We start from the raw sequence: 12,985 nt of genomic DNA on the forward strand, positions 1-12,985 counted from the left end.
GGATGAAGAGTTCATCTGAATCGTCTTCCCGAACCCCGTTTGCGAGCACGGGTCCTTATGGGCACCGACAGCGGATGCGTGAGCGCGTCATCGCCAAAGGGGCGGAGGTGCTGGCGGATTATGAAGTGCTGGAGATGCTTCTGTTCTACGGCACTCCGCGTGGTGATACGAAACCTCAGGCCAAGGCATTGATCAACGAGTTCGGCTCTCTGGCGGCCGTGCTGTCCGCTCCGGTTGCCACTTTGCAGAAAACGGGTGTGAACACGGATTGTATGGCGGCCCTGAGATTGTCCGGGCTGGCAGCAAGACGTTTGGGCGAGGCGGAAAAACGCGAACGTCCGCAACTTTCGAACTGGGAAGTCTTGCTCGCCTATTTCGATACGGCACAGGAAGGCGCTGTGGCAGGGCAGTTGCGGGTGCTGTTTCTTGATAACCGGAACCGTCTTCTGGCCGATGAAGTCATTCCTTCAGATGATGAAACCCGGCGTGCGCGGGACACGATGGCTGAGGCGACCGCCATATTGCGTCGCAGTCTGGAGGTGCATGCCACGGCGCTCATTCTGATAAGGTTGTGTGAGAAAGGCGTAGACCCGCAGGCGGTGGTCGGAGCCGATGAGCCGCTGGCGCGGGAGCTTGTGCGGGCCGGAGGTTGCCTGTCCATCGCGCTGCATGATGTGTTTGCCCTTCGTGGTGGAAGCTGGGCGAGCCTGAAGCAGTTGGGGCGCCTGTAAGAGCTACTGAACCGGCGGTTTTCCGCGAGGAAACGGCGTCAGCTCTTGCATGGGGGAAGAAGTGTTCCATATCATGATCAAAGGGATCGGTTGCCTTTCATAGGGACCGGTAAAAATGTCTCGCTCAAAGGAGGAGGCGGCATGTCAGGAAGAGTTTTCGGGTCACCGATGTTTTTAGGGTTCGATCATCTTGAAACGATGCTGGAACGTGCATCGAAATCTTCGGGTGATGGTTATCCCCCCTATAACATCGAACAGATCAGTTCAGCGGCGCTCCGCATTACCCTCGCGGTGGCGGGCTTTACGATGGAAGATCTGCAGATCACGCAGGAAGACAATCAGCTCGTCATTCGCGGACGCCAGTCCGAGGATTTACAGGGACGGGTCTTCCTGCATCGGGGTATAGCGGCCCGTCAGTTCCAGAAGTCCTTCGTTCTGGCGGAAGGTATCGATGTTGGTGGGGCGTGGCTCGACAACGGCCTGTTGAATATCGATCTGTTCCGACCGGAACCGGAAGTAAGGGTGCGGCGTATCGATATCAAGAAAGGCAGCGCTGATCGTGCGGTCGCCAATGACGGCGTTGTGCCTCCCGTGCCGAGAACAGTCCGAACCATCGGAGAGGATTGATTGACCGCATTTCATGATGTTCAGTGAGGAGTGGAAATGCAGAACAGAGCATCAACCAGCACCGCTCTCGCCAACGAAGCCATTGATGTCCGCAATCTGACGGATGCGCAGTTTCTGACGCTTGGCTTGCCGAATCTGGTGTATGTGCGTCGGGGATCGCAGCTTGGGCAGGAAGTGTTCGCGCTGTATGCCGCCAACGGCCAACTGATGGGCACGTCCGAGGATGGTGATATGATCCGGGCTGCTATCAACGAGCATTCTCTGGTCGCAAGCACGATTCAGTAAAGTTCGCGGCGCGCGTATTTTTTAGCTGGGAGTAACAAAAAACGCGACCTTCACGGTCGCGTTTTTCATTTTCCCGATCAGACCACCAAGGCAGCCTGATCGGGCAATATCCGTTATCGCGCTTGCGATCAGACCGAGTAATACATTTCGAACTCGACCGGATGCGGCGTGTGTTCGAAGCGATACACGTCTTTCCACTTCAGCTCGAGATAGCTCTCGATCTGGTCCTTGGTGAACACGTTGCCTGCGAGCAGGAAGTCGTGGTCGGCAGCGAGGGCCTCAAGGGCTTCACGCAGGGAACCGGCAACCGTCGGGATCTGCTTCAGCTCTTCCGGCGGCAGGTCGTACAGATCCTTGTCCATGGCGTCGCCCGGGTGGATCTTGTTCTTGATGCCGTCCAGACCAGCCATCAGCATGGCGGAGAACGCCAGGTAAGGGTTGGCGGTCGGATCAGGGAAGCGAACCTCGACGCGCTTTGCCTTCGGGCTCGTCGCGTAGGGGATACGGCAGGAAGCGGAACGGTTGCGGGCGGAGTAAGCCAGCAGAACCGGTGCTTCAAAGCCCGGGATCAGACGCTTGTAGGAGTTGGTGGACGGGTTGGTGAAGGCGTTCAGCGCCTTGGCGTGCTTGATGATGCCGCCGATGTAGTAGAGCGCCGTGTCGGACAGATCGGCATAACCGTTGCCAGCGAAGGTCGGCTTGCCAGCTTTCCAGATCGACTGGTGAACGTGCATGCCCGAGCCGTTATCGCCATAGATGGGCTTCGGCATGAAGGTCGCGGACTTGCCATAGGACACGGCCACGTTGTGCACGCAGTATTTGTAGATCTGCATGAAGTCGGCGGAGCGGACCAGCGTGTCGAACTTCGTGCCGAGTTCGTGCTGTGACTGCGCAACTTCGTGGTGATGCTTTTCGATCGGCAGGCCCATTTCGCCCATCGTCGTCAGCATTTCGGCGCGGAGATCGCTCTCGCTGTCAACCGGCGCGCAGGGGAAGTAGCCGCCTTTTACGCCCGGACGGTGACCGAGGTTACCTTCCGGATAGGCTTTGAGGGAGGCATCCGGGCCTTCGATGCTGTCGAGCTGATACTTGCCGTAGTTCGGGCCCGTGCCGAACTGCACGTTGTCGAACACGAAGAACTCAGCTTCCGGACCAAAGAACGCTGTGTCGCCGAGGCCGGTGGACTGGAGATACTGCTCGGCCAGCTTCGCGGTGGAGCGCGGGTCACGGTTGTAGAACTGGCCGGTGGCCGGATCGATGATGTCACAGATCAGGATGAGCTGCGGCTTGGCGGAGAAAGGATCCATGACGGCTGTGGACGGATCCGGCAGTAGCACCATGTCGCTTTCATTGATGGCTTTCCAGCCGCCAATCGACGAACCGTCGAACATGAAGCCTTCCGTGAAGGTGTCTTCCTCGATGGTCGTGATGTACTGCGTGGTGTGGTGCCATGTGCCACGCGGATCGGTGAAGCGCAGGTCGACCAGTTCGACTGAGTTTTCCTTGATCAGCTCAAAAACCCGGGCAACTGCCTCTGCCGACGCTTTGGTCGAACCGGTTTCTTTCTTCGCCATAGTGCCTCTACCTGACTGTTAAAGCCGCCTCAGCGGCGCTGATTTGCGGTGTGGTGCGCGATGCGGCCTGAAGCCGGATCGATACCGCGTCGAAACTTTGTGGCTTATGCCGGACAATGTGGCAAGCGGGAACATGCATCCCGTTTTGTGAGGCTCAGCCTCAGATGGCGTCTCCGCCTCGTTCGCCGGTGCGGATACGGACGGCATCATCAACCGGGATAATGAAAATCTTTCCGTCTCCGATACGACCTGTCCGGGCCGCATTGGAAATGGCCTCGACCGCGCGCTCGGCCAGTTCGTCCGGGCACACAACCTCGATTTTCATTTTCGGCAGGAAATCGACGATATATTCGGCACCCCGATAGAGTTCCGTATGGCCTTTCTGCCGTCCGAAGCCTTTGGCTTCAATGACGGTGATTCCCTGCAGACCAAGCTCGTGAAGCGCATCCTTTACTTCGTCGAGCTTGAACGGCTTGATGATGGCCTCGATCTTCTTCATGTTTATGTCGTCACATCAATTCTGTTGCCACCTGATCGTCGGCGCGATCATCGACCGGCGGCCTTCGCGCGCCTGTCCTTCCTAACTTTGCATGGGATGGCCGCACGGGCAATTGGCCGACTCTTAAATGACCATTTTATATTCTTCATTACAGACGGCGCCTGGAGAAATTGACGGCGGCGAAGACGCACGGCTTAATCCCTTGCTGTCCTGGCATTGCTGACCCGAACGCAAGGCGTCGCGGGCGAGGCCAATCACTTCACCGTTCTTTCTGGAGTGCCTGTGAAGCCTCTCAATCAACAGCTTTCGAAGCTGCCAACCACCATCTTCACGGTCATGTCCGCATTGGCCCAGAAGCATGGCGCTCTCAATCTGGGACAGGGTTTCCCCGATACGGAAGGCCCCGCGCATCTTGTGCAGGCGGCTGTCGCCGCTTTGCAGGATGGTCGCAATCAGTATGCACCACTCACGGGGCTGCCTGAACTGCGCGAAGCCGTTGCTCGGTCCAATTCACGATTTTATGGGTTGGAAATCGATGCCGGACGCGAAGTTATCGTCACTTCCGGCGCGACCGAAGCGTTGGCGTCCTCTCTCGCGGCGCTACTTAATCCGGGTGACGAGGTTGTGGTCATTGAACCGGCATATGACACTTACCTGCCCGTGATCCGGCTTCTGGGAGCCGTTCCCCGATTGGTTCGGCTTACACCTCCGGAGTGGTCATTGCCGCGCGAAGCCTTGGCGGCCGCGTTCGGTCCAAAAACCAAGGCGATCATTCTCAACTCGCCGATGAATCCCACGGGGAAGGTGTTTACGGTGGAAGAACTGGCCTTCATTGCGGGACTGGTGGCCAGCCACGATGCTTATGCTCTGTGTGACGAAGTCTATGAACATCTGACATTCGGCGCACGCCATATCCCGCTTATGACACTGCCGGGCATGAGAGATCGCTGCATCCGTATAGGTAGTGCTGGCAAAAGCTTCTCCATGACAGGCTGGAAAGTGGGGTACATCACGGCGTGCGCTGAACTTGCTGCGGTGATTGCCAAGGCGCATCAAAATCTTACCTTCGCGACCGCGCCCAATTTGCAGCGGGCAGTTGCGATCGGGCTGGATCAGGATGTGGTGTATTTCGATACGCTGGCCACCGACATGAAGGTGCGTCGGGACATTCTCGCGTCTGGATTACACGCGCTCGGATTCGGTGTGTTGCCGTGCGATGGCACCTACTTCCTGACAGCAGACATCAGTGCTTTTTTCGGTAATGGTGAAGACGATCTGACATGGAGTTGTCGTATGACGGAGGAAGGAGGGGTGACCGTCATTCCCGTTTCCGCGTTTTACGATGAAGCCGGAGGTGCCCCACCTCGTCATCTCGTGCGTTTCGCTTTTTGCAAGAAACCGATCGTTCTACAGGAGGCTCTGACCCGTCTACGGGACTGGTTGATGCGTTGAAAAACAGTATGGGCAAGGTTTCTGTTGACGAAGGAAAAACCTTTCGCTAACAGCACTCACGCTGTGTGGCGGACGTAGCTCAGTTGGTAGAGCGCCGGTTTGTGGTACCGGTTGTCGCGGGTTCGATCCCCGTCGTTCGCCCCAGCGTTTTCCTTAAAAGCTGTCTTTCGTTCCTTATGCAAAAGCGTAACCGTTTTTGTGTTTCTAGGTTTGCGCTGGCAGCATCAAGGAGAGGGACATGGCATGTTCCTTCAAAATCGTATTGAAGATTAAACGTTAAAGAATAGATTGCGTCTATCTTTATCACCTAAATGTTATAATTGTATCTCTGTTTAAACCGTTTTTTTTCTGTATGGAATAAACGTGAAAACACAATTTTATTATTGACTCTAACGCGCCCGTTACTTGCTCGCGTGATCCGGTTTTTACATGATTTGGGCATGGCTCAATCAAACCGGAGATGTTTCATGAAGCGTTATCTCGCCGCTCTGTGTGTGATGACCAGCATGACAGGCGCAGCTTTTGCCGATAACCAGACAGGACACGCTGATCGGCAGCGCAATGTCGTTCAGCACGTGAATGATGCTCGTGCTTCGTCGCAGAATGTGGTGCAGTCTGCTGATGCCAAATCGTGTGTGAAAGTATGGGTAAACCCTCAAACGCACGTTTATCATATGCCCGGTAGCTTCTGGTATGGCGCGACGCAGAACGGACACTACATGTGCATGCAGCAGGCCGTCGCAAGCGGGAACACGCGGGCGTTTTTCTGAAAAAAATTGACAGAAAGGTGGCCCTCTAGGGCCACCATAGTAAGTGTCTGTTCCCATCTCACGCGAGAGTGAATTCTGAACGTATGAGTTCATACACCAATTGTATGACACCTATCGTAAATGTGAGGGAAAAAGCCGGGAGCACCGGTTGGGTGACAACGGTGAGCGTGTTAGGCCGAAAATCTGTTCTGTGCCGAAAAAGCGGCATACCGTCTGACGATTATCGAAGGAAATGCGCGTCTCATGGCGAAAATAAAGGTCAAAAATCCGGTTGTTGAACTCGACGGCGATGAGATGACGCGCATCATCTGGCACTTCATCAAAGAGCGCCTGATTCTGCCTTATCTCGACATTGACCTGAAATATTACGATCTCGGGATCGAAAACCGCGACAAGACGGATGACAAGGTCACGGTTGAGGCTGCCGAAGCGATCAAGAAATACCGTGTGGGCGTCAAATGCGCGACCATCACGCCGGATGAGGCGCGTGTGACGGAGTTCGGTCTCAAAAAGATGTGGCGTTCGCCAAACGGCACGATCCGCAACATCCTTGACGGCACCATCTTTCGCGAGCCGATCATCTGCTCGAACGTGCCTCGCCTCGTGCCGCACTGGAGCAAGCCGATCGTCATTGGTCGTCATGCGTATGGTGATATCTATCGCGCTGCCGAGACCAAAATCCCCGGTCCCGGCAAGGTGACGCTGAATTATGTGCCTGCGGATGGTGGCGAACCGCTTGAGCTTGAAGTGCATGACTTCAAGGGACCGGGCGTGGCGCTGGGCATGCACAATACGCGCGCTTCGATCGAAGGCTTTGCCCGGGCATCGCTGAGCTATGGCCGTGACCGCAAGTTCCCGGTCTATCTCTCGACCAAGAATACGATCCTCAAGGCCTATGACGGCATGTTCAAGGACGTGTTTCAGGAGATCTACGACAAGGAATTCAAGGCCGATTTCGAGAATCTGGGAATCACCTACGAGCACCGTCTGATCGACGACATGGTGGCTTCCGCCCTGAAGTGGGAAGGCGGTTATGTCTGGGCCTGCAAAAACTATGACGGCGACGTGGAAAGCGACATCGTGGCGCAGGGATTCGGCAGCCTTGGCCTGATGACGTCCGTTCTGCTTGACCCGACGGGCACCATCGTTGAGTCGGAAGCGGCGCACGGCACGGTGACGCGTCATTATCGTGAGCACCAGAAGGGCCGCCCCACGAGCACGAATCCGATTGCGTCGATCTATGCATGGACGCGCGGTCTTGCCTATCGCGGCCGCTTCGATGAGACGCCGGATGTGGTGGCGTTCGCTGAGACTCTTGAGCGAGTCTGTGTGGAAGCCGTCGAAGCTGGGGAAATGACCAAGGATCTGGCGCTTCTGGTCGGCAAGGGCACGAAATGGCTCGATACGCAGCCGTTCCTTGATGCGATCGATACACGCCTTCAGAAGGCTTTGAAGGCCAACTGAGCCGCTGATAACGGTTGATTAGGAAATGCGCCGCATCTTGCCCGGATGCGGCGCATTTTTCTTACGACCTTCATGATGATGGGCGGGCTACCTGCATGTAGTGCGCATGCGGAGTCGTTGCTGGCCTTGCCTTCGGGGCCCATTTTGCCGGTTTCATCGGGGAGTTCTCCGATGGCATCGCCTCTCGGAAATATGCCGCCGCGGCCGACCGGCAACATCTCACCGAGTGATGCGCGGCAATGTACCAGCGCGATCATGATGGTGGAACGGGCGCAGCGCATTCCCGACCAGTTTCTCGTGGCGATGGGCCGTGTGGAGAGTGGTCGCTATGTGAATGGCGAATTGGCGCCTTGGCCCTGGACTGTGAATGCGCAGGGCAAGGGCTATGTTTACGACAACAAGGCGCAGGCGGTTGCGGCTGTGAGAGCCTTTCAGGCTCAGGGCATCCGTTCTATTGATGTCGGTTGCATGCAGGTCAATCTACAGCAGCATGCCGATGCGTTTCCGTCACTGGAAGCGGCGTTCGATCCAGTAACAAATGCGCAGTATGCGGCGCGTTTTCTGGTCGATCTCTTCAACAAAACAGGAAGCTGGCCACGTGCCGCTGCGGCCTATCACTCTTTCACGCCGGACATCGGTTCAGCCTATCAGTGGAAAGTGCTGGAATCGTGGGCGTTGCCGTCAGGTGGTGTGGCGACCTCGCATGTTTCTACCGGCATGAGGCCTCATGTCAGTCCACTCGCGCCAAGCACGCAACCCGCCACGCCTTATGTGTCTGCCAAAGGAGCTGCGGCGTCGATGGCTGCGATGGGCGGTCAGGTTCCTTCAGGGGGTGGAGTTTCCCAGCAAGCAGCGTCTTCCTTTAACCCCGGTGTACAGGGGTATGCGCCTCCGCCGTCACGACCCGCACCTGCGGTAGGGGGCGGTGGACAGCCGGGGCATTCTCTCGCCTTTTACCGCTCTAATCCGGTGCATCTGGTGAGGTCGGCTATGGTTCTTCCGCCTCGTTTCTGACGGTTTTCTGTCAGTTAGAGGCAGAATATTACCATTTTTATGGTTGTCTGTGCGACGACCGGGCGCATGTTGCGTTGAGCTTGAAGCGACGAAGATCCGTCCGTCCGGGAGCTCGCGTCATGACAGATCAAAACGAAGGTTCTTTTTCCAGAAGTAACGAAAATAACAAAGAAGCGTCCGAGAGTGTGGACGCGAATGTTTTCGGTCTCGAAGGCAACGCGATTTTATCAAATCGTCGCCTGCATGTGCTCAAACACGGTGATCTGTTCGGGGTGTTCGACCAGACGGGGGATATTCTATGGGGGCAGGATATCGCGGATGGATTATATTACCGTGATACCCGTTATCTGTCGGGGCTGACGTTTCGCCTGAACGATCAGAGGCCGGTTCTCCTGTCCTCGGTCGTGCGTGAAAACAACATCATGTTGTCCGTCAACCTGACGAACGAGAATCTTCAGTTGAGAGACGGGACGCGGCTTGCTCACGATCTGCTGCATGTTCTGAGATCGCGGTTCCTGTGGAATGGCAGTTGTTTCGAACGTTTGGAAATTCGAAACTTTGATGTCAAACCGCATGAAATACACTGTGAATTACGTTTTTTTGCCGATTTTGCCGATCTGTTTGAGGCGCGTGGCATGATGCGGACCCGACGTGGTGAGACGCTGGCCCCGCAGATTGACGGTGAGACGGTGATTCTGTCTTACGAGGGGTTGGATGATCGTGTGCGTAAAACGCATCTCCGTTTCTGTCCTCAGCCGAGCACCCTGTCTGCTGATCGGGCGACATATTCGTTTTGCATTAAGCCGGGGGAGAAAATACTGATCCATCTGGAGATTCAGTGCGATCCCAAGGAAAAGGATATATGGCCGCCAGACCGGGCGTTTCTCGTGCGTGCTGTGCAGGCTCGACGCGCTCTTCGGGCCAGTTCCTCTCGCGCCACGGCGATTGCCACATCAAATGCGGCTTTCAACGAAGCTATTCGCCGGTGCATTTGCGACATTTACATGCTGCTGACGGAAAAGAAGACGGGGCCGTATCCATATGCCGGTATCCCTTGGTACAGCACGGTATTCGGCCGGGATGCCCTTATCACGGCTCTCCTGACTCTCTGGCTGGACCCGCTTATTGCCAAGGGGGTGCTGCAATATCTGGCGGTCAATCAGGCGGAAAAAGAAGATCCTGTGGCAGATGCCGAGCCCGGCAAGATTCTGCACGAGGTGCGTCTCGGAGAAATGGCTGAACTGGGCGAAGTGCCGTTCCGTTGTTACTACGGTTCCATTGATTCGACGCCGCTCTTTGTCATGTTGGCGGGAGAATATCTCGACCGCACCGGTGATGTCGGGTTGCTCAGTCATCTTTGGCCACACGTGACGCGCGCGATCGACTGGATCGAGCGTTTTGGTGATCGGGATGGAGACGGTTTCGTTGAGTATAGCCGCCGCACCAAGGATGGTCTGGCCAATCAGGGCTGGAAAGATAGCCACGACAGTATCTTTCACGCTGATGGCACTCTGGCGGTAGGGCCTATCGCGCTCTGTGAAGTTCAGGCTTACGTATATGCCGCACGTCGCGCCGCGGCGAATATCGGGCGTCGTCTGGGACAGACTGCCTATGCCACCAATCAAGATGAAAAAGCGACGGCGCTTCGTGTGGCTTTCAACGTCAAATTCTGGAACGAGGAGTTGGGCACTTATGTGCTGGCGCTTGATGGCAAAAAACAGCAATGCGTCGTGCGGTCTTCAAACGCAGGTCATATTCTGCTGACTGATATTGCACCACAGGATCGTGTAGCGGCTGTGGTGCGCACCCTGATGAACAGAGATTCTTTTTCAGGGTGGGGCATCCGAACCATTCCGGTTGGTGAGGCGCGCTATAATCCAATGGCTTACCATAACGGATCAGTGTGGCCGCATGATAATGCGCTGATTGCGATGGGTTTTGCTCGCCATGGCTACCGGAAAGAGGCGACGCGTATTTTCGAAGCCCTCAGCGACGCGGCGTTGTATTCGGATTTGCGTCGTTTGCCAGAACTGTTCTGTGGGTTCACCCGGAGCCAGGCGGAAGGACCGGTGCGCTATCCCGTCGCCTGTTCTCCTCAGGCTTGGGCGGCCGCCACACTTCCTGCTCTTCTTCAGGCCGTGCTGGGGCTCCGCTATGATCCTGGTAATGTCGCGGTTCAGTTCGTACGTCCGACGCTACCGGGTATGGTGGATTCGTTAATGCTGTTCAATCTGGCCGTTGGCGGCGAGAGTCTCACGGTACGGATCGTACGCGTGGGGCGGGAAGTGGCCATCAATGTGGTGGAAAGATCGCGTTCCATCACCATGCAGATCATTAACTGAAGGTGATCTGTGAACGCCACTATATGTGAGGAACCGTGGTGGGTGCGACAGGGATTGAACCTGTGACCCCCGCCGTGTGAAGGCGATGCTCTACCGCTGAGCTACGCACCCGGCCTCAGTAGCGCTGCTATTACAGAAGGTTGAGACAGTAGGCAAGGGGTTAAATGAGCCTTTGAGATTCTAACCGTAGAAGAAGGCTTCGCTTGTGAAGGTGGAAGGGGACAGATAGGCAGAAAAGAAACACTTGTTGTGATTGTTATGTATTCTTTTTCTGCTGACACTAATAATGTTCCTTCGGCTATTTCATCGCAGATGGTTATCGTCGATGAAAATGGTAATACAATCGTGCCACATCATGTGAAGGTCATTCAGTCCAGGATGGCAGAAGCAAGCACGTTTGAAGCCACCCTTTCCTTGCCACAGACAACACTTGAGGTTCCATTTTTCAGTAATGGAGAAAGTATAACGATTTACATGGTGGTGTCAGAAACGGGACAGATAGAAGACTATAGCAAATCAAAGGTATTTTCAGGAGGTATTGATAGATCAATCTTCAACCTTGCTGATCGGACGCTGAAAATATGGGGAAGGGATTGGTCATCCAAATTGATCAGTTATGAACTTTCGGGTGAATCTTTTCTCAATATGACAGCCTCAGATGTTATTTCTTCTCTGGCAAAAACTGTGGGTTTAAGTGCTGATGTTGATAACACTGCGGGATTTGTAGGGCAGTTTTATCAATATGAGCATAAAGCACATGGTTTGTCGGGTATGCACCGTTATCAGACAGCCTGGGATTTATGTGTCGGTATTCAACGTAATTATGGCTATGATCTGTGGGTGGATGACAAGACAGTCCATTTTAAAAAACCATCGAACGATAACGTTGTAAGTTTATCTTGGAACGGAAATAGCGGAAGTTCGAGTTTTGCGTCAGGGCCAATACTGAATCTGACTCTTTCACACGATTTGCTATATGCAGATAATATTTACGTAGCAGTTTCTTCTTGGGATTCAAGGCAAAAAATCACCCACAAGGCAATCTATCCGACTGAAAGTAGTTCTGGTCAAGCATTTAATTTTACGGCGCCTGTCGGGACGACGATAGATCAATGTAAGCAGATAGCTCAACAAAGGTATGGTGAGATTATAGCTCACACCAAAAATGTTGAAATGCATTTGCATCCATATGTCAATATTTCAACGCGGCAGATGGTCAAGTTGTCCGGAACGAATACAGTATTTGATTCTGTTTTTTATACTGTTGATCAACTTTCTATTGAAGGCACAGATCGAGGGATATCAAAAACTGCGATTCTACGTCCTCGTTGATTTGGAGAAAAGATGAGTGATTTACGTCATTCCTTGGATATGTTGATGCATGCCCATACTAACCGTATCGGGCGTGCTCGATTTGGTGTTGTGAGCGCCGTTGATCATGACAGCGGCCTTGTAAAGGTGCGCTTGCAGCCGGAAAATGCGGAAACAGGCTGGATTTGTGATGCTGCTCTTGCGGTTGGATCAGTGACTGTCTATGCGCCATCTGAAGTGGGGGCGCATGTTTTTGTTGATACAGCGCAGGGTGATGGCGACAATTATGTGGTTGTGAGCCGTGTTTTTGATTCCACAATGTTGCCTCCTGTTTTTTCATGCTTGAATGGTAAAAAGATTTCCGTCGGACAGGTGGGAATCAAAGTTGGAAATGTTGAGCTTGTTGTTGATGAAGCAGGGCTGAATATTCTTTCTGATGTAAAAATTTCTGGGGATGTGACTGTTACTGGAAATGTTTCAGCGTCCGGCGATGTTAAAGCATCAAATATTTCTCTGACTGAGCATATACATGGTCAGGTCAAGGCGGGACCGGATAGTACTGGGGCGCCTGAAGGATAAAATATGGCTGATATTTCACATGTTTTTGGTTATGATCTCAGTATTTCCTCTGGTGGCGATCTCGATGTTGTTTCTGGAACAGACGCTGGCGTGCAACGGGTGACGCGTCGGCTGTGTACCAATTCGGGTGGATATATATTTTCTCTTGATTATGGTGCCGGGCTACCAGCCCGTATCGGAAATACTGACACATTAGCTGATATTACCGCTGTCGTTTTGCAGCAGATGAAACTTGAAGCGAGCGTTTCACAAACGGTTGAACCCTCTGTCAGCATGACTGACTTGGGAAATGGAACGAAGCAAATAATTATAAAATATTCTGATTCCGATACGAATC

General features: G+C 54.0%; 13 protein-coding genes and 2 tRNA genes. 12 read left to right on the top strand and 3 right to left on the bottom strand.

Annotation, left to right across the window (positions count from 1 at the left end; genetic code table 11):
- The first annotated feature begins 74 nt into the window (after positions 1-74).
- From ABF824_RS02590 to ABF824_RS02600, 3 genes are all read left to right on the top strand, one after another.
- Positions 75-731, top strand: a complete 657-nt coding sequence (locus ABF824_RS02590) for a JAB domain-containing protein (RefSeq protein WP_415486271.1) — start codon at positions 75-77, stop codon at positions 729-731.
- A gap of 141 nt (positions 732-872) precedes the next feature.
- The gene (locus tag ABF824_RS02595; protein WP_415486272.1) at positions 873-1,358 is read left to right on the top strand and encodes an Hsp20 family protein; all 486 of its coding nucleotides are present in this window, start codon (positions 873-875) and stop codon (positions 1,356-1,358) included.
- 36 nt (positions 1,359-1,394) lie between these two features.
- On the top strand, positions 1,395-1,643 hold the full coding sequence (locus ABF824_RS02600) for a hypothetical protein (RefSeq protein ID WP_415486273.1): 249 nt from the start codon (positions 1,395-1,397) through the stop codon (positions 1,641-1,643).
- Between the two features lie 128 nt (positions 1,644-1,771).
- On the opposite strand, the gene glnA is transcribed toward ABF824_RS02600, so the two are convergent.
- Together glnA and ABF824_RS02610 are read right to left on the bottom strand one after the other, a co-directional pair.
- Positions 1,772-3,217: a type I glutamate--ammonia ligase gene (gene glnA, locus ABF824_RS02605; RefSeq protein ID WP_415486275.1), complete on the bottom strand. Its 1,446-nt coding sequence runs from the start codon at positions 3,215-3,217 to the stop codon at positions 1,772-1,774.
- A 160-nt stretch (positions 3,218-3,377) separates the two neighbouring features.
- The gene (locus tag ABF824_RS02610) at positions 3,378-3,716 is read right to left on the bottom strand and encodes a P-II family nitrogen regulator (RefSeq protein ID WP_415486276.1); all 339 of its coding nucleotides are present in this window, start codon (positions 3,714-3,716) and stop codon (positions 3,378-3,380) included.
- Positions 3,717-3,998: 282 nt separating this feature from the next.
- Between ABF824_RS02610 and ABF824_RS02615 the strand changes: the two genes are divergently transcribed.
- From ABF824_RS02615 to ABF824_RS02640, 6 genes are all read left to right on the top strand, one after another.
- Positions 3,999-5,168, top strand: coding sequence for an aminotransferase (locus tag ABF824_RS02615; RefSeq protein ID WP_415486277.1), 1,170 nt, complete (start codon positions 3,999-4,001; stop codon positions 5,166-5,168).
- 68 nt (positions 5,169-5,236) lie between these two features.
- Positions 5,237-5,312, top strand: a tRNA-His gene (locus tag ABF824_RS02620).
- A 323-nt stretch (positions 5,313-5,635) separates the two neighbouring features.
- On the top strand, positions 5,636-5,938 hold the full coding sequence (locus ABF824_RS02625) for a hypothetical protein (RefSeq protein WP_415486278.1): 303 nt from the start codon (positions 5,636-5,638) through the stop codon (positions 5,936-5,938).
- 243 nt (positions 5,939-6,181) lie between these two features.
- Entirely contained in the window at positions 6,182-7,402 is a 1,221-nt protein-coding gene (locus ABF824_RS02630; RefSeq protein WP_415486280.1) for an NADP-dependent isocitrate dehydrogenase, read from the top strand.
- 171 nt (positions 7,403-7,573) lie between these two features.
- Entirely contained in the window at positions 7,574-8,416 is an 843-nt protein-coding gene (locus ABF824_RS02635; protein ID WP_415486281.1) for a transglycosylase SLT domain-containing protein, read from the top strand.
- 119 nt (positions 8,417-8,535) lie between these two features.
- On the top strand, positions 8,536-10,758 hold the full coding sequence (locus ABF824_RS02640) for a glycogen debranching N-terminal domain-containing protein (protein ID WP_415486282.1): 2,223 nt from the start codon (positions 8,536-8,538) through the stop codon (positions 10,756-10,758).
- A 36-nt stretch (positions 10,759-10,794) separates the two neighbouring features.
- On the opposite strand, the gene ABF824_RS02645 is transcribed toward ABF824_RS02640, so the two are convergent.
- Positions 10,795-10,869: transfer RNA gene (locus ABF824_RS02645), tRNA-Val, on the bottom strand.
- 138 nt (positions 10,870-11,007) lie between these two features.
- Between ABF824_RS02645 and ABF824_RS02650 the strand changes: the two genes are divergently transcribed.
- The 3 genes from ABF824_RS02650 to ABF824_RS02660 all read left to right on the top strand — a co-directional run.
- Entirely contained in the window at positions 11,008-12,090 is a 1,083-nt protein-coding gene (locus ABF824_RS02650; protein ID WP_415486283.1) for a hypothetical protein, read from the top strand.
- A 12-nt stretch (positions 12,091-12,102) separates the two neighbouring features.
- Positions 12,103-12,648, top strand: a complete 546-nt coding sequence (locus ABF824_RS02655) for a hypothetical protein (protein WP_415486284.1) — start codon at positions 12,103-12,105, stop codon at positions 12,646-12,648.
- 3 nt (positions 12,649-12,651) lie between these two features.
- A partial coding sequence (locus tag ABF824_RS02660; protein ID WP_415486285.1) for a phage tail protein occupies positions 12,652-12,985 on the top strand: 334 nt, incomplete at its 3' end.

Source organism: Acetobacter sp. (assembly GCF_047721705.1).
Taxonomy (GTDB): domain Bacteria; phylum Pseudomonadota; class Alphaproteobacteria; order Acetobacterales; family Acetobacteraceae; genus Acetobacter.

Coding starts and splice junctions, on each gene's coding strand:
- ABF824_RS02635 (WP_415486281.1), top strand. CDS start 7,574: ATGGCATCGCCTCTCGGAAATATGCCGCCGCGGCCGACCGGCAACATC.
- ABF824_RS02655 (WP_415486284.1), top strand. CDS start 12,103: ATGAGTGATTTACGTCATTCCTTGGATATGTTGATGCATGCCCATACT.
- glnA (WP_415486275.1), bottom strand. CDS start 3,217: ATGGCGAAGAAAGAAACCGGTTCGACCAAAGCGTCGGCAGAGGCAGTT.
- ABF824_RS02590 (WP_415486271.1), top strand. CDS start 75: ATGCGTGAGCGCGTCATCGCCAAAGGGGCGGAGGTGCTGGCGGATTAT.
- ABF824_RS02640 (WP_415486282.1), top strand. CDS start 8,536: ATGACAGATCAAAACGAAGGTTCTTTTTCCAGAAGTAACGAAAATAAC.
- ABF824_RS02595 (WP_415486272.1), top strand. CDS start 873: ATGTCAGGAAGAGTTTTCGGGTCACCGATGTTTTTAGGGTTCGATCAT.
- ABF824_RS02600 (WP_415486273.1), top strand. CDS start 1,395: ATGCAGAACAGAGCATCAACCAGCACCGCTCTCGCCAACGAAGCCATT.
- ABF824_RS02630 (WP_415486280.1), top strand. CDS start 6,182: ATGGCGAAAATAAAGGTCAAAAATCCGGTTGTTGAACTCGACGGCGAT.
- ABF824_RS02625 (WP_415486278.1), top strand. CDS start 5,636: ATGAAGCGTTATCTCGCCGCTCTGTGTGTGATGACCAGCATGACAGGC.
- ABF824_RS02610 (WP_415486276.1), bottom strand. CDS start 3,716: ATGAAGAAGATCGAGGCCATCATCAAGCCGTTCAAGCTCGACGAAGTA.